Source organism: Arenibacterium halophilum, assembly GCF_005938225.1.
Taxonomy (GTDB): domain Bacteria; phylum Pseudomonadota; class Alphaproteobacteria; order Rhodobacterales; family Rhodobacteraceae; genus Arenibacterium; species Arenibacterium halophilum.
The window spans coordinates 1229821-1246517 of the sequence record NZ_VCPC01000001.1; the positions used below are offsets into that span (position 1 = coordinate 1229821).

The 16697-nt window shown below is 65.4% G+C and carries 15 protein-coding genes; 10 read left to right on the forward strand and 5 right to left on the reverse strand.

Annotated features, from left to right (window positions below; genetic code table 11):
• The first annotated feature begins 138 nt into the window (after positions 1-138).
• The 8 genes from FGK64_RS05940 (at position 139) to FGK64_RS05975 (ending at position 8667) form a co-directional block, all read left to right on the forward strand.
• A complete protein-coding gene (locus FGK64_RS05940) occupies positions 139-1626 on the forward strand; it encodes a serine/threonine protein kinase (RefSeq protein ID WP_138862836.1) in 1488 nt (495 codons plus the stop codon).
• A gap of 44 nt (positions 1627-1670) precedes the next feature.
• Positions 1671-2600 carry an FHA domain-containing protein gene (locus tag FGK64_RS22480; RefSeq protein ID WP_246057682.1) on the forward strand — a complete coding sequence of 310 codons (930 nt, stop codon included), beginning with the start codon at positions 1671-1673 and terminating at the stop codon, positions 2598-2600.
• A complete protein-coding gene (locus tag FGK64_RS05950; protein WP_138862837.1) occupies positions 2593-3531 on the forward strand; it encodes a PP2C family protein-serine/threonine phosphatase in 939 nt (312 codons plus the stop codon). Before FGK64_RS22480 ends, FGK64_RS05950 begins: the two co-directional genes overlap by 8 nt.
• Positions 3528-4454: a hypothetical protein gene (locus FGK64_RS05955; RefSeq protein ID WP_138862838.1), complete on the forward strand. Its 927-nt coding sequence runs from the start codon at positions 3528-3530 to the stop codon at positions 4452-4454. Before FGK64_RS05950 ends, FGK64_RS05955 begins: the two co-directional genes overlap by 4 nt.
• A gap of 48 nt (positions 4455-4502) precedes the next feature.
• Complete coding sequence (locus FGK64_RS05960; protein ID WP_138862839.1) at positions 4503-6566, forward strand: dynamin family protein; 2064 nt, start codon at positions 4503-4505, stop codon at positions 6564-6566.
• Positions 6551-7414 (forward strand): dynamin family protein, encoded by an 864-nt coding sequence (locus FGK64_RS05965; protein ID WP_138862840.1) that lies wholly within the window; start codon positions 6551-6553, stop codon positions 7412-7414. The genes FGK64_RS05960 and FGK64_RS05965 overlap by 16 nt, the downstream gene beginning before the upstream one ends.
• Before the next feature lie 79 nt (positions 7415-7493).
• Entirely contained in the window at positions 7494-7880 is a 387-nt protein-coding gene (locus FGK64_RS05970; RefSeq protein WP_138862841.1) for a hypothetical protein, read from the forward strand.
• The gene (locus tag FGK64_RS05975; protein ID WP_138862842.1) at positions 7867-8667 is read left to right on the forward strand and encodes a hypothetical protein; all 801 of its coding nucleotides are present in this window, start codon (positions 7867-7869) and stop codon (positions 8665-8667) included. Before FGK64_RS05970 ends, FGK64_RS05975 begins: the two co-directional genes overlap by 14 nt.
• On the opposite strand, the gene FGK64_RS05980 is transcribed toward FGK64_RS05975, so the two are convergent.
• Genes FGK64_RS05980 through FGK64_RS06000 form a run of 5 tightly spaced genes read right to left on the reverse strand, consistent with a single transcriptional unit; the run spans position 8664 to position 14755 of the window.
• The gene (locus FGK64_RS05980; RefSeq protein ID WP_138862843.1) at positions 8664-9572 is read right to left on the reverse strand and encodes a CobW family GTP-binding protein; all 909 of its coding nucleotides are present in this window, start codon (positions 9570-9572) and stop codon (positions 8664-8666) included. The two genes, FGK64_RS05975 and FGK64_RS05980, sit on opposite strands and share 4 nt — an antisense overlap.
• The gene (locus tag FGK64_RS05985; RefSeq protein WP_138862844.1) at positions 9569-11065 is read right to left on the reverse strand and encodes an amidohydrolase family protein; all 1497 of its coding nucleotides are present in this window, start codon (positions 11063-11065) and stop codon (positions 9569-9571) included. Before FGK64_RS05985 ends, FGK64_RS05980 begins: the two co-directional genes overlap by 4 nt.
• Positions 11062-12519: a M81 family metallopeptidase gene (locus tag FGK64_RS05990; protein WP_138862845.1), complete on the reverse strand. Its 1458-nt coding sequence runs from the start codon at positions 12517-12519 to the stop codon at positions 11062-11064. Before FGK64_RS05990 ends, FGK64_RS05985 begins: the two co-directional genes overlap by 4 nt.
• A 57-nt stretch (positions 12520-12576) precedes the next feature.
• Positions 12577-13548 (reverse strand): TRAP transporter substrate-binding protein, encoded by a 972-nt coding sequence (locus FGK64_RS05995; RefSeq protein ID WP_138862846.1) that lies wholly within the window; start codon positions 13546-13548, stop codon positions 12577-12579.
• A gap of 55 nt (positions 13549-13603) precedes the next feature.
• A complete protein-coding gene (locus FGK64_RS06000; RefSeq protein WP_138862847.1) occupies positions 13604-14755 on the reverse strand; it encodes an NAD(P)/FAD-dependent oxidoreductase in 1152 nt (383 codons plus the stop codon).
• Between the two features lie 148 nt (positions 14756-14903).
• On the opposite strand from FGK64_RS06000, the gene FGK64_RS06005 reads away from it, so the two are divergent.
• Together FGK64_RS06005 and FGK64_RS06010 are read left to right on the forward strand one after the other, a co-directional pair.
• Positions 14904-15509, forward strand: coding sequence for a helix-turn-helix domain-containing protein (locus FGK64_RS06005; protein ID WP_138862848.1), 606 nt, complete (start codon positions 14904-14906; stop codon positions 15507-15509).
• A 101-nt stretch (positions 15510-15610) separates the two neighbouring features.
• A complete protein-coding gene (locus FGK64_RS06010; protein WP_138862849.1) occupies positions 15611-16630 on the forward strand; it encodes a TRAP transporter substrate-binding protein in 1020 nt (339 codons plus the stop codon).
• The last annotated feature ends 67 nt before the right edge of the window (positions 16631-16697 follow it).

Below are 16697 nucleotides of genomic sequence, written 5' to 3' on the forward strand. Positions count from 1 at the left end.
TATGAAACTTGTCAGTACTCTCCACCGCTCGCGCCGAGGCCAGACACCTTTCGAACACATTTTCCCGGGCATTATCGGAAGAACCGGCGCCCATGCGCCATCATCACGCCAAAGCCGCAATTGCGATGGGTCAGGGCCATGCAAACCGACTACGACAACGCGACAGAATACGGCCTGGGGGACATGCTCCCGCCGGGCACCGCGTTGCTGAACGGGCAGTATGTGATCGAGCGATACCTGTCGAGCGGGGGGTTCGGCATCACGTATCTTGCCCGCGACAGTCTTGAGCGGACCGTCGTCATAAAGGAATGTTTCCCCTCGGCCTTCTGCGGGCGGGTGAACAAGACGGTGCAGGCCCGGTCGCAGGCCAGTCAGGCCGATTTCCGCGCCTTTGTCGATTTGTTCGTGCGCGAGGCGCGCAGCCTTGCCCGGATCGACCACCCCAATGTCGTCGGCGTGCATCAGGTGTTTCAGGACAATCAGACGGCCTATATGGCGCTGGATCTGGTCAAGGGCCACGATCTGCTCGACCTGATCGAAGGGGTTGCGCCTCCTGCACCGGAACAGGTGATGGCCTGGCTGCCACGGCTGCTGGACGCGGTGGGCGAAGTGCACGCCAATGACATGCTGCATCGCGACATCTCGCCCGACAACATCCTGATCGACGTTCACGACAAGCCCGTGCTGATCGATTTCGGCGCCGCGCGCGAAGAGGCCAGCAAGAAAAGCCGCGCCATGTCGGCACTGCTGGTGGTGAAAGACGGGTATTCGCCGCAGGAGTTTTACATCGCGGGCAGCAAACAGGCACCGTGCAGCGATCTGTACGCGCTGGCCGCGACGTTCTGGCATCTTATCAGCGGCGAGGCACCGCCCAACAGCCAGGCCCGGCTGGCAGCCATTGCCTCGCATCAGCCCGATCCCTGCCGCGCCCTGGCCGGGCGGATCGCCGGCTACCCCGAGCCGTTTCTGCGCGCCATCGACGATGCCATGCGTCTGTTTCCCGGCGATCGCATCCAGACCGCTGCGGAATGGGCGGCCCGGATTAACCCGAACGCGCCCGTTCCGGCGCCAAACGCGGCCCGTGCCCCCCAGTCAACGCAAGCCCCGCAGCCAGAGATCGACGGCGCACTTGAGCAGCGCCTGAGCCAGTTGGTCGCCCATGAACGCCGTGATGCCGCACAGCGGCCCGCTGCACCGCGCAAGACGCCAGCCACACCGGCAGACAAACAGACCCCGCGCCCGGCCAAGTGCAATCCGGATCCGGCCAAGGCGCCAGAACGCCGCGAGCCCACGATCGCCGAGATGCGCCAGCGAAAGGTCGAGCCGGTGAATATGCACCGCGAGGCGCCGGATTACATTCAGGCAGTCTGGGCCGCCTGGGAGCGCACGCGCGAGATGATGGATACGCCCGATGGCCCAAACCTTCCTCCCGGCGGCGCCAATGTCGCCGCGCCGATGAGCTATGCCCAGCACACGTCCACCGAACCCGCAGCCGTGCGGCTGGGCAAATACACGCTGGCCGCCCTGGTAACCTTTGTCGCACTGGGGTTGGCCACCGACACGCATGACATCGCCGTGGCCCTTGGCATCGGACCCGAAGTGATCGTGCACCGCCCCGACTACTGACAGGCCGCAACCGCCGTGGATTGAGCATCAAGGACAACAGGCAAATGGCACTTTTCAAGAAAGTTTTCGACACCCACAGCGACGCTCTCGCGCGCAGTACCCCCGCTGCCGAAGCGCAGGATACCGTGGCCGACCTGCGAAATATCTTCGCGGTCGAAGACGACCCGCATGAGAGCTTTTCGGAAGAGGACATCGAACGGGCCGGTGGCGGGCCTGCCGACGAAACCACAGACTCCGCGCAGGTTGGCACCAGCCCCGAAGCAGACAGTTTCGATTTTGCCGAACGTCGCAAAGAGGGTGCTTTTGTGCTGACTCAGGGGCTTCGCACCGTCGAAGACACGGCCACCGCGCCATCTGTCCCTGCCCCGGAAACCGAACCCGCGCCCGATGCGGCCGAACTGGCCCGGCGCCAGATAGAGGCGATGCGCGCACAGGGGTTCGCGCCCGAGGTTTCCCAACCCTCCAAGGATGCCACGCCCGCGCCCCGACCGTCTGCCGGTCGGGTCCGCACACGGCTTCTTGGCTTTACCGGCGGCGAAGGACATTTGCCGCGCGACCCGGTGGAAACCTCCCGCGATGCGGCGGTCTCTGCTGCGATTGGCAAGCCTCCGCGTGTCGAATTTCCAGTTGGCTGGATCGTCGTGGCGCGTGGGCCCGGACGGGGCGCGCATTTCGCGCTGGCCTCTGGCGTGTCGCTGATCGGTCGCGGCGACGACAACAGCGTCTGCCTTGATTTCGGCGATACCGCGATTTCGCGCCAGAACCACGCAGCAATTGCCTATGACGATGAAGCAAAGGCGTTCTATCTGGGCCACGGCGGCAAATCGAACATCATCCGGTTGAACGGCCGCCCGGTCCTCAGCACCGAGGAAATGCACAACGGCGACGAAATCCGGATCGGGGAAACGGTGCTGAAGCTGGTTGCCCTGTGTGGCGCCGATTTCACTTGGACACCGGAGCCCGGCGATGGCTGAACCGCTTCCTGTTTCCGCCCCCGAAGACCTTTGGCTTGATGCGGCCTCGGCCCTGTGGATCGGCCACCGCGAACAGCAGGAGGATGCGGTGGTCACCGATTTCTCGCGCGGGGGGGATTTCGGGTTCGCGGTGCTGGCCGATGGCATGGGAGGCCACGCCAGCGGCGAGATCGCCAGCAAGATCGTGGTGACCGAAATGTTCAGCGATCTGGTTCTGCAACGCAATGACATGGCTGGCTTCGTGAACGACATCCCCGGGGCGCTGACCCGCGCCGCGGCGTCGGCTAACGATTGTCTGCAGGCCCACGCCGCGCGGCACCCGCAGGCCCACGGCATGGGCGCGACGCTTGTGACCCTGGTTATTGTCGGCGATGCGCTGCACTGGTTGTCAGTCGGAGATTCGCCGCTTTATCTGTTCCGCGACAACACCTTGCGCCAGTTGAACGAAGACCATTCGATGGCGCCGGAAATTGACCTGATGGCCAGCCGCGGAGAAATCGACGAGGAAACCGCCCGCAGCCATCCCGAACGGCATGTGCTGACCTCGGTTCTGTTCGGGGCCGAGATCCCCCGCATCGATTGCCCGCGACAACCGTTCCGCCTGTTTCCCGGCGATACGCTGGTGGTGGCAAGCGACGGGCTGCAAACTCTGGATTGCGACGAAATTGCCGGCGTTCTGCGGGCGCACCCCCTGTGCCGCAGCGATCAGCTCGCCCGCTTTCTTCTGGAAAAGGTCGGGCAGAGCAACGCCCCCGATCAGGACAACGTTTCGCTCGCCGTGATCCGTGTGAACCTGGACGAGCCGCGCGGACGCACCGTGCCGCTTCTCCGCCCCGAACGCCAGGGATTTCCCGGGCTGAAGCGCGTGTCGCGCCTGTGGCAAGACGCGCGGATGCCTTCATCTCCAGTTGACGGACGGAGGGCGCCATGACCATCGAGCCGACCCTTGTACCCGAACCCGCCGATGTCGCCCGCCACCTTCAGACACTGGCGGACAACGGAACGATGACGGCAGCAGACGCCGAAAGCGCGCACGGTCTGGCGTACCGCCTGACGGCTCCGGCCCGTGTGGCGATCCTGACGCAAGGACAGGAGGACGCCGTTTTTGCGGCAGCCGCAATGGCGGCCTTGCGCAGCCCCGACCTTGATCTGGCCTGCATGACCTTGCCGGAAGACCCGGCCGGGTTGATGGCGGCGCTGACCCGGCTCGGCGCCACGACCGACATCATCCTTTGGTGCGCGCGGCGATTCGATGCCCCCGAATCCAGAGCATGGGCGCAGGTGCCCGACCCACTGAAAGATCATAGTCTGCTTGTCGCCCCGCCCGGCACCCCGAAGGACGCGCTTGCCTTGATGCAACTGGATGCGCAGCACGATTTTGCCCGGTTCATCGCCGTGGCCGAAGGTTTCGATTTCACCGCGCTGTCCCATGCCGTTCGCACCCTTGTCGCGGCCGGACGCGGCGCGCTCGTGGATGCCGCCGATGTACTGTTGTTGCGTGCCGCGCTGCCATCGCCGACAGCCGGTGATCCCGTCGCCGCGCCCGACAGTCCTGTGCGGCGCAACCAGCATTTCACCGATCTCGCAGAGTATCTGGCCCAGCGAGGCGCCGAACTGCTGCCGCTGGCCACGAACCCGCGCGCCGTGCTCGACAACTGTCTGGCCGCTTGCGAAGCGGTGGCTGAATCGCTCAACGCAGGCGCAGAGTCAGACGCTGCGCTGGCCGATGATGTAACGGATGCAGCCGACAGGATGTTGCTGATCGCAATGGAGGACGGCCCCGCCGCCGCCGCCGATGCGGTCGCGATCCTGTTGCAGCTGCGCCGCGACTTTGAGTGCAGGGCGGCCGCCTGACATGATACCCGTCCGCTCCCTTCCCCTTGCGCAGCTCCTGGCCCTCCTATGAACGCCGATTCCTTCATTCCGCTGTCGCATGTGCCTTCGGTCAACGCGCAGCTTCTTTCGCGCGGAACTGACCGGCTGGCGCAGCAGGCCCGCCGCCTGCGCCCGCTGCGCGATGCCTTGGGCAATATCGCGCGACTGGGCGACAAGGGCGCCGCCGCCCGTGCGGAACAACTGCGACGCCAGCTGGACGCAATTGAACCCGGTGTCACGATGATCGGCCAGATCAAGGCCGGAAAAACGATGTTGATCAACGCAATGGCGGGTTGGCCCGGGCTTTTGCCGTCGGACGTGAACCCGTGGACCTCGGTCGTTACATCGCTGCACCTTGGCCCGAAACCGTTGCCCGGCGGGCCGCGCGCGCGCTTTCGGTTCTTCGACAGGGGTGAATGGGATCATCTTGTCGCCGGGGGTGGCCGTATCGGTGAAATGGCCGGGCGCGCCGGGGCCGAAGACGAATTGGAAACGATCCGCCGCCAGATTGCACGGATGCGCGAAAAATCTGCCGCCCGCCTCGGCGACAAATTCGAACTGCTCCTGGGCCAGGAACACAGCTATGACCATTTCGATCCCGACCTGATCGAACGCTACGTCTGTCTTGGCGATGATTTCGACGATACCGCCGAGGGTCAGGGCCGCTTTGCCGATATTACCAAATCGGCTGATCTGCGCCTGCACTGCCCGTCCTTCCCGATGCCGTTCTGCATCCGCGATACGCCCGGGGTGAACGACACCTTCATGGTGCGCGAACAGATCACCATCGGGGCCATCCGCCAAAGCCGTATCTGCGTGGTCGTCCTGTCGGCACATCAGGCGCTGTCGTCGACCGACCTGGCCCTGATCCGCATGATTTCAAACGTGAAATCGCGCGAGCTTATCATCTTTGTCAATCGCATCGACGAATTGGCCGACCCGGTGGCACAGGTGCCCCAGATCGAGGCCAGCATCCGCGACACCCTGCAGCGCGACCAGGGGGCCGAGCCGCCTCATATCCTGTTCGGCAGCGCGCTTTGGGCCAATTTCGCGCTCTCGGGCGCCATGGCCAAGCTGCCCCGCGCCAGTGCCGAGGCGTTATATGCCTGGGCGGGGTCAGAACAGTTCAGCATTCCCGCAGGCGAGACGCCGCAGAATATCCTGTGGGATCTTTCGGGCATTCCCGCGCTTTACGACGCGATCGGCATCCGCGCGACCGAGGGCACGCTGGCGGACTCTGTCGAACGGATTGCGGCAGCCGCGACCAATCTGGCCAACGGGATCGAGATTTCCGAACGTCTGATCGCCGCACCGGCGCAGGGTGGACCAGTGCGCGTGTCCAACCCCGATGCCGTGATGCAGGAATGTGACGCCATCATCGCGCGTCACAAACATGCCGCCGAAACCCGCGCAGCCGACCTCACGCAGGGCTTTTCCGACAGGATTGACCGCGCGCTCGCCACCTTTCTGGATCGCGCGACCGCCGCTCTGGTTGCGCACCTCGAGGCCTACGGCGATCAGCAGGTCTGGACCTACGACCCGGCTGGGCTACGCGCGCTTCTGGCGTCGGCCTGCAAGTCATTCGGCGCCGCGATGACGCGCGCGCAGGCCGAGATGCTGGGCGCCGCCGCCGAAGATTTGGCGCAGGTGACCCGGCACGCCCTGTCGCTGCCCGAGGGGCTGTATGACATCACGCCGCCGCCCGCACCGCGGATTCCGCCGCCGGTTTCGCTGGCACGCACCATCGCGCTGGACCTTGGGACAAACTGGTGGAAAGGCTGGTGGATGCGGCGCCGCGGCTATGACAGCCACACTGACCGATTTCGCGAATTGATCCGCGCCGAGACCGCGATTTTCGTGGACGATCTGAAATCGGATCATGCGGCTGGCATCCGTGCCGAATGGCTGGCACAAGTTGAGACCTTTCTGACCGATCAGCGCGCCGTGTTGCAGGGGATCGTCGCCCCCGAAGGCGGCGGCGAGGTCGATCTTGATGAAACGCTGGGCCTTGGCAAACAACGTGCCCGCGCCACCGTGCTTGAAAAATCCCAACGCATCCTGAAGGAGTTCGCCCCATGTCCGACGAGCTGATATTGCCCTTCGACTCGCCCGACGCCGCCAAGAAACCCGTTATCGCGCTGATGGGGGAATTCAGCGCGGGGAAAAGCACGCTGTCGAATCTGCTGATGGGCGGTGGCGATTTGCCGGTTCAAGTCGTTGCGACCCGCCTGCCCCCGGTCTGGATTCGCCATGGCACCGGCCCTGCGCGCCGGGTCGATCTGGCCGGGCAGCAACATCCCGTCGATCTGACCGATCTGGACGGACTCGATATGGCCGACACGGTCTGCCTTGTCGTCGAAAGCCCGCAGGACATTTTGGAACGCTGCGATCTGATTGACATGCCCGGAATTTCGGACCCGAACATGGACAGCGAAACATGGATGCGCCTGCTGCCGCGCGCCGACGCTGTGCTATGGTGTACCCATGCCACGCAGGCCTGGCGGCAAAGCGAGGCCGCGGTCTGGGCCTCGCTCCCGAAAAAGCTGCGCCGCCACAGCCTGTTGCTGCTGACCCGGTTCGACAAGCTGGTCACGCAATCCGATCGGGAACGGGTGCTGAAACGCGTCCGCCATGAAACCGACGGGCTGTTTTGCGGCTGCCTGCCGATATCGCTGACCCAGGCAAGCGCCGCCGAGGATGACCCCGACCTATGGCTGCAAAGCGGCGCCGATGCCTTTGCCCGCCGATTTGTCGAACTGCTGCACCGGCTTGAACGTCCGACGCGCCCGGATACGCCGCCGGTGGCAACCCACCCATTGCAATCTTGCGCGCCGCAAAGTGCCGGCAAGGTGCGCCCCCGGCGCGTTGTGCCCGCCACGGGCACCCGCCGCACCGCACGCCCGCCCGCGCGCGAAAGCAGCCTGAGCGTCGGCGCCTAGAGGCAAAGTTAACGCGAATCTTACCTTCGCCCCCTAAAGACCGGGTGTTGAACCGATGGTCTGCACGCGGGGGCGCGACATGGATATTGCAAGGGGGCTGGACGATCTGCGCGCGGCACATCCCGCGTGTTCGCTGATCGCCTTTGGCGATATTTCCGCCCGCATGATCCTGTGCTCCAGCGGGCGCCGCCGCCAACCTCAGGAACAGCTGGACCGGCTCTGCGCCACAGCGGTGGACCTTCTGCGCGGGGAAAGCGCGGTGCGTATCGCGGCGGCCATGGGGCACGCCGGGCGCGGACGGATGCGCATGGCGATCGCCCTCGACAGTGACGGCGCCGCATTGTTCCTCGGGTCGGGTGACGGATCGCCCGATGTGCTCTGCGGTCTGTTTGACGATATCGGCGCCGTCGAACCGGCGCTTCCTCCGATGCTGCACCTGCTGGAGCTGGCCCATGCAACCGGCTGACCGCGCCCGCTCTGCCGCGCAGCGCATCGCGGCCTCGCGGCTGGAATTGCGGCTGAGTGCGCTGGCCGGGCCGGTCGTCACGCGCGCCGACGGGTGGCGCGCGCTGGACCCGGGCGGCGGGCTGGGCGCGCTGGTGCGCGAGGTGGACGAAACGATCCTGCCCCGCCGGCTGGAATTCGACAATGGGCTGGGCGACCGGATCACTGTCGATGTCGCCTCGGGGCGGTTGCGCGCGGTGGTCGCACTTGACCTGTCCGCGCCGGATCGGCCCGGCTTCGGCGCCTTGCTCGGGCACGCCTTTTTTGACGCCGGCGACCCACTTGTGCAGCCTTTGGCCGAGGTGTTGCGCCATATCTGCCGAGAGGGCGCAGGACTGAAGGTGCGCGCGCAGCTATGCGAGGAAACGGGCGAATTCGATACCATCGGCGTGTCGCTGCACCGTCTGGCCCGACCGTCCCGCCCGATCCACGCCAGCATCGACCTTGCCGCCATGGCTGACGCTCTGGCGCCGCAGGCAGAGGCGTTGGTGCTTGTCGGCGGCGGCACCGTCCGTCGCGAATCCGGCGTGGCCGACGCCGTTGCCCGCCTGCGCAGGCTGGCGACTGACGAACTCGCCGAACGCGCAGGCAGCGAGCCGCCGCCGCAGGCGATGGCATGGTGCGGTGCGCAGCCCGGCGATGGTGGGATACTGTGTCTCTCGGCCGGGTCAGCGATGCTGTTTGCCACCATGCCTTATGCGCAGATCATGCAGGCGTTGCGGCACTGGCAGGCGGGGCTGGCGGGCTAATTCGGGCCGGTTGCATCCAGCAGCGCGGCGATGTCCACCTCCCCCATGCGATCCGCCTCGCCAATCAGAACAAGCTTGCACCCCTTCGGCGCAGAAGGCTGCGGCGTCATCGTGGCCCGCTTGCCGGCCAGCTGGAACAGGAACGGCTGGCCCGGCTTTTCTAAAAAGCTGACAAACCCCTTGGCACGCAGCACATGAGGCGAAATCCGGTTCATCGCCGCGCGAAAGCCGTGCATCCCGATCGGCCCGTCCGACTGCCATTCGCAGGTGGCAAACCTGTCCGAGGTCTGGATTTGCGCGGCGGGCAGCGGAAACCGCGCGCGCCCGGCCATGCCGACCACGGCGGCCAGCGTGGTATCGTCATCACCCAGCACATGCCTTGCGCCCAGCTCGGCCAGATGCCCGCGCAGCGCATCAAGGCTGGCCGAATCCACCGCATCGGTGCGCGACAGGCGCACCATGTCGGCCGCCTTCACCTGCGCCTGCCACAACGGATCGCGGCGGCGCATCGGGTTGGCGGTGACATCCTCGGCATCCACAAGGCTCAGCACGCAATCCAGGCTGACGGCCTGCCGCAGCACCGGATCCAGCAGCGCGTTCACGATGCCGCCGGGGTCGGCCACGCCGCTGGCCTCGATCACGATCAGGTCGGGCGCCTGCCCGTCCAGCACCTGCCGCAGCGTGCGCAGCAGATCGCCCTGCATCGCGCAGCAGATGCAGCCGTTGCGCAGCCCGATCACATCATCGGCGGCGTTTTCCAGCAGCGCCGCATCAATGTTGATCTGCCCGAAATCGTTGACGATGGCAGCGATGCGTTGCCCGTGCGGCTGGTGCAGCACCTGGTTGATGAAGGTCGTCTTGCCAGCCCCGAGAAACCCCGCGACCAGCAGTACCGGCACCGTCATTTCGGCGTGCGACGGATGGCCGTGCCGTTGCGGGCTTCGGTGTTCAGCACCCCGTCGGCGATCACCGGCGCGCCGCCAACCAGCAGGTGCCGCACCCCTTCGGATGGCTGCGCCATGTCGGCGAAATCCGCCTTGTCGGCCAGCGCCGCCAGATCGAAGGCGACGATGTCGGCGTCAAATCCCACCTGCATCCGCGCCTTGCGGGCGATCTGGGGCGCGCAGGCCTCGATCACGCGGGCCGGGTAGATCGTGCATTTCGCCAGCCCTTCGACCAGCGGCACCACCTGCCGGTCGCGCACATAGTCGCGCAGGAAACGAACGAAGGTCGCCGAGGATCGCGGGTGCGCGGCCAGCTCACGCGGGAGCGGCCATTCGACCTCGTCATAGATCTTCCCGTCGGGCCGGATCCAGGGCATCGCGTCCGAGGCGATGGACCCGTCCTCCATCGTGACCGAGGTATCCAGCATCTTCTGGTGGCTGTCGTCGTTATCGATGTCCAGGAAGTGCCAGATCACCAGATCGGACGGGTTGCTTTCCCGCGCGGCCATGATCTGGTCGCGGCTTTCGAACCTTTCGTGGTTCTTGGCCAGCTCGATGTTGCTGTAGTCGCTTCCGGTGCGTTCGACGAACTGCGGATCGGTGAAGAATTCGGCGCCCACCACGGTGGACCCGGCGCCATAGGGATAAGCCTCGGTCGTGACTTTCAGCCCCTGCGCCTGCGCGTTGCGCACCAGCGTCGCAACGCGTTCGATGTCCATCAGGCTGGTCGAATTCAGGTGACAGATGTGCATCCGCGCCCCCGTCGCCCCGGCCAGGCCGATCAGCCGCACATAGCTGTCGACCGAGCTTTTGGGATCGATGTTCGAGGCGTTGGCGATATGGGTGAAGGTCGGCGCGTCGTACGCGGCCGCCGCGTCGCAGACCAGCGACAACTCCTTCACCCCCGCCCCGGCGGCATAGCCGTTGGGGATGCCAATGCCGATGGCGCCATCCGCCAGGCCCTGATGCATCATCGCGACGATCTTGTCGGTCTGCTCGGGGGTGGCGGCATCCAGCGACCAGGACGGGTCGCCCGGATTGTGGCCCATCGCATCAATCGGGTGCATCGCCCCATCGGGATCATAGCCACCGAACACGGCCTTGCGGGCCAGGATCCACGCCGCCGCCGTGCCATAGTTCAGCACGCGCCCCTTGGTGGCGTGATGGTCGTACCATTCGGCCACGGGCACCGCGCCCACTTCAAGCTCCAGCGTGGTGGTGATGCCGTCAAAGGCCTGCATCCGGTCGGCAGCGACGGATTGGCCGTGCGCGTGCAGGTCGATAAAACCGGGGCAGACGATCAGCCCGGTGGCGTCGCTTTCCATTGCCCCTGCGCCAAGGTTTTCCCCGATCTCGGCGATCAGGCCATCCTTGATCGCCACGTCGCAGATTTTGTCAAAACCGGTTTCCGGGTCGATCACCCGGCCGTTGCGGATTACGTGGTCATAGGTCATGGCTGGCTGAACGGGTCCTGTGTCTTGGGCCAGAAACGGTCGTCCCGTTTCGTATAGGGGATGATGGTGTAATCGGGGGCGATGGCGCCCGGCGTCGCCAGGTGGATCACCTCGGATGCGATGGGGGCGAACCCCGCGTAGAAATGCTGGGACGACTTGACCACGACGATCTTCATGGCGTCAAGGTCCAGTCCCAGTTCGGTAAAGATCGACGGGTGAAAGGTTTGCGTGCGCTTGGAATTGACCACGATATGCACGCCGTCCGCTTCCAGCCAGACGCAATCGCCCGCGCTGGTGGGGGCGCTGCCGAACAGCTGATAGGCATCGCGGTTGATGCCTCGCACCGTCACCTTCAGGTCGACCGGATCGCCCGACATCGGGCCGATCTTGCCGCCCACGCGCACCGACATCTGCGCGCCCAGCCCGGCGTCCAGGCACATCTGCACCAGCACCGGATCCCAGAACAATGACAGCGCAACGTCGCGCAGGCCACGGTTCAGCACCTCGCGCAGCACAAAGGTGGAATCCGACGGCGCGCCGCCCCCGGCATTGTCGGCGAAATCGGCCAGCACCACCGGGCCCTTGGGCGCGGCCATCGCGCGGTCCAGCCCTTCCTCCAGCGTCGGATAGCTGCGCGGCAGATCGTTGCGCAGCGCCCACAGCCGTTCGCCGAAGTCGCGCGCCGTCTGCTCGGCCAGATCGGCATCGCCATCGGTGATCGCCAGTGTGCGCGCGCCGACGCGCGGGTTGTCGCCCCAGGGAAAGCCATGCGCGAGCGAGACAGACAGCACGCCGCCCTGCCCCTCGGCCGCCTGCATCGCGTCGACATAGCCGCGCACCGGCTGAAACGGGGTGTGATACATCGCCATCATGCGGCAGTCGTAATCGCGCATTACCGGCGCGATCTTGCCCTCTGCCGCATCGGCGCAGATCGTGAACAACTCGTCCGCGCGTTCGGAAATATCGACGTGCGGGTATTCCTTGTAGCAGATGATGGCGGTGGCGTTGTCCAGCATCAGCTCGGTCAGGTGGCAATGGGGATCCACTTCCAGCCCCACGGCCACGTCGGGGCCGACGATCTGGCGCACGCGGGCCAGCATGTCGCCTTCGCAATCGTCATAGCCCTGCGCGATCATCGCGCCGTGCATCGACAGCAGCACCACATCCACGGGCATCGCCGCCTGAAGATCGGTCAGGATGTCGTCGCGGATGGTCTCGTAAACCTCGCGCACCGTGGGCCCGGCGGGCTGGGCATAGGTTGCCAGCCCCTCGGCCACGTCCCAGCCCAGCGCCTCGGCCCGGTTGCGCCATGTGGTCAGCGCCACCGCATACAGCCCCGGCTCCCCGCGCGAGGCGGTCTTGGTGTACAGGCTTTCGCGAAACCCGCTCCACCCTGTGGGGATGGGCGAGAAGGAATTGCTCTCGGTCGCGAGCGAGGCCATGAACAGTTTCACATCGTCACCTTTGGGCTGGGTGCAAATACGGGCGCCACCGGGGCGCCCGCGCAGGTCTTATTTGCCGATGGCCTTGGTCCAGGCCTCAAGCGCGCCCTCTGGCAGATCCGCGCTTTCATAAATCGGCTTTGAGGCTTCGCGGAACTTGGCGCGTTCCTCGTCGCTCAGGCGGATCACCTCGATGCCGGCCGCTTCGAGGTCGTCATAGATCTTCTCGCGGTTTTTCAGGAAGGTGCGGTTGGCGTCATGGGCGGCCTTGGCGGCATCGTCCACGATGGCGCGTTCTTCGTCGCTCAGGCCCTGATACCAATCTTCCGAGGCAATCGCGACACGCACCGACGACGACATCTTGGCATCGGTGAAATACTTGATGAACGAGGTATGCCCGAACACCAGCGGCACGAAGGGCGGGTTGACATAGCCCTCGGCCACGCCGGTTTGCAGCGCGTTGGGCACTTCCGACCACGACACGATGGTGCCCTTGGCCCCAAAGGCGCCGAAGATCTGCACCTGAAGTTCGTCCAGCGCGCGCAGGCGCAGGCCCGACAGATCGTCAAAAGTGCGCACCGGAACCGAGGTGGTGAAGATGCCCGTCGGCAGCCCAAGGTACACCACATCCAGCACGCGCACGCCCTGCGGCGTGGTGCCTTCGTTGATGCGCGCCAGCATCCCGCCTTCGCCCAGCGCGCGGTCCAGCTCTTCGCCGTCGGCAAAGAAATAGGGCATCATCGCGCCAAAGATCGTCTTGTCGAGCGTGCCGGCCGATTTGGCATCGGACATCGACACTTCCAGCAGGCCCTGGCTGACCTGATCGAGGCGCTCGGCCTCTTCGCCCAGCGCGTTGCGCTGGTATTCATCGGCCTCCATCCCGTGTTCCTTCAGGTATTCGCCAAAGGTATGGGCCCAGACATAGGTGCCGGATTGTTCCAGATCGGCGGGGGTATCCAGCGCGATCTTGACCTGCGCGTGAACCGGCAGGGCCAGCAGCGCCACAAGCGCGGGCGCGGCGAGGCGGGTGAAAAGGGTCATGTTACGTCCTCCGTTGGTGTTGGTTTCCCGGCTTTGTGCCGGTTCGGTCTTTGCGTCATGCGGGTACGGTGGCTTTCAGGCGCGCGGGGGCCAGGTCGGCCATACGCAGGCCATGCGCCGCGATATCGTCAGGCAGGGGTTGGTGCAGGATGTCGGCGGCAGCGGCGCGCGACAGGGCCGGGGCGCTCTGGATGCCATAGCCGCCCTGCCCTGCCAGCCAATAGAACCCCGGGGCGGTGGCCGAATAGCCCGCCACCGGCGATTTATCGGCCACGAAACTGCGCAGCCCGGCCCATTTGCTGTCGATCCGGCGAATATCCAGGTCAAAGGCCGTCATGATCCGGTCGGCGCAGATGGCGATGTCGATCTCTTCCGGCTGGGCGTCACAGGGGGCCGATGGCGTTTCATCGGCGGGCGAAATCAGCAGCCGCCCCGATTCCGGTTTCAGGTAGAACTGTTCCTGCACGTCTATGGTGATCGGCAGCGCGGCGCAGGGCGTGCCTGCCGGTTCGGCGATGGTGACAGCGGTGCGCCGTTTCGGGGTCAGCCCGATCGGCTCGGCCCCGGCCATGTCGCCGATGACCTGCGCCCAGGCCCCGGCGGCGTTCACCACAACGGGGGCGGTGACGATGCCCTTGCGGGTGGTCAGCTGCCACTGGTCCTGCACGCGCGTCATCTCCGAGACTTCGGCGTTCAGCAACGTGACGCCACCCGCCGCCGCATGGGCGCGCAGGTAGCCGCGATGCAGCGCGTGCACGTCGATGTCATGGCCGTCGCGGTCCAGCATCGCGCCAGCGGCATAGCCCGGGCGCACCAGCGGCTGATGGTGCGCGATCTGGTCGGGCCCCAGCACTTCGACCGGGGTTTCCCCGGCCACGGCGGCCACAAGTTCATCCAGCGCCGCCTGCTGGTCGTCGCGCGCGATCATCAGGATCGGGCGTGGCGTCAGCAGCGGCGCCTCGGCGAACCCGGCAGGTGACGCGTGATAGAACCCGGCCGAGGCCCGCGTCAGCGCGCGGATCGGACCGGGGCCATAACTGGGCGCAAAGACAGCCGCCGACCGGCCCGTGGTATGAAAGCCCGGCTGGGCTTCCATCTCGATCAGGACCACGCGCGCCTGCCCCGCCAAGGCGGCGGCGACCGAGGCCCCGGCAATACCGGCCCCGATCACCGCGATATCGGCAGAATGGTGAGTGGTGGACTTCATGCGGCGGCGACTCCTGACTGACAGGACTATTGCGCACAAAATTCCCCATTCCAAGATTTATTTTCGTATGCGAAAATTTTTGCCGTTTCCGCTAGGCATTTCTCGCGATCCCTGCCAGATTTGCGGCAAGGCAGAAAAGGCAAGGCACATGTCCACACGGCAACAAATCGGCAAACGGGTGCGGCGGCTGCGCAAGGGGCGCGATCAGACATTGGCCGAACTGGCCCGGCTGTCAGGCGTTTCGGTTTCAACCATTTCCAAGATCGAAAACGACGCGCTGTCACCCACGCTCGACGTGATTCTGAAACTGTGCGACGGGCTGAACGTCGAGATTGGCGATCTGGTCAGCGAAGATGACGGCACCCAGACCGACACCGCGCCCAACAGCCGCTTTTCTGTCGCGCGCAAGGACAGTGGCGTGCTGTTCGATACGCCGAACTACGATTACCTGTACCTGTGCCCTGATGTGAAGCGCAAACAGATGGTGCCGATTCTGGCCCGGGTGAAGGCGCGGTCGATGACCGAATTTGGCACGCTTTTCAGCCACGGGGGAGAGGAATTCCTGTTTGTTCTCAAGGGGGAAATAGAGGTGCACAGCGCGTTCTATGAAACCGTGCGACTGGCTCAGGGCGATGGCGTCTACCTCGACAGTTCGATGGGGCACGCCTATGTCAGCGCCAACGGGCAGGACGCCGAGGTGCTGTGCATCTGCACCGAACCCAAGGCGCAGGGCGAAGGTGAATCCGCGATCTGAAACCGGCGTGAGCGGCCAAAAAACCGCTTGATCGGCGCAGATTGTTTGATATCCATCAATTATCGAAGCCCGGTGGAGCGGGCCTCGCATGGGAGGATATCATGACTTCACGTATTATCGCGCTTGGCGCGGCCGTAACGCTTGCCCTGCCGCTGGCAGCCCACGCACAAGACGTCACCCTGCGCCTGTCGCATTGGGTGCCCGCCGGGATTGCACCGGCCTCGAAGGGCATCGAACCCTGGGCCAAGGCGGTCGAGGACGCCTCGGGCGGGTCCATCGCGATTCAACTGTTTCCGGCGCAGCAGCTGGGCAAGGCCCCCGATCACTATGACATGGCCAAGCAGGGCATCGTTGACATGGCATGGGTCAACCCGGGCTACACCGCCGGTCGTTTCCCGATCTACGCGCTGACCGAAGTGCCCTTTATGGTCGACGACTCCGTGCAGGGTGCCAAGGCGATCCACGAATGGTACCTCGAGAACGGTGCCGAGGCCGAGATGAGCGACGTGAAGGTCTGCTTCATCCACCCCCACGCCCCGGGTGCGCTGCATTCGAAAGAGGCCATCACAAGCCCCGACCAGATCAAGGGCAAGAACATCCGCCCGGCGCACGCCACCATGGCGCGGTTCGTCAGCCTTCTGGGCGGCGGCCCGGTGCAGGTGCCTGCCCCCGAAGTGCGCGAAGCGCTGTCGCGTGGCACCGCCGAGGCGGTGACCTTCCCGTGGGGTGCCATGTACGATTTCAAACTGACCGGCGAAGTGCCCCAGCATCTGGACATGCCGTTCTACATGTCGGCGCAGGTTCTGGTGATGAACCTTGCCAGCTATGACAAGCTGTCGGACGAAAACAAGGCCGTGATCGACAGCCACTGCACGCCCGAGTGGTCCGCCAAGGTTGCGCAGGGCTGGCACGACGATGACATGGCCGCCCGCGACAAGCTGATCGCCGATGGCGAACAGACGTTGAACGAGCCATCCGAGGCCGATGTGGCCGCGTGGCGCGAGGCATCGCAGCCGCTGATCGACGAATGGAAGGAAAGCGTTGTGGCCAAGGGCGGCGATGCCGATGCGATCCTTGACGCCTATGTCAAATCGCTCGAAGCAAACGACGCCAAGTACTAAGGCGCCTGCGCGGCGCGGGCCCTGCCTGCGCCGCCTCTGAACGCCACGCGCCCGCATCGGTGCATCC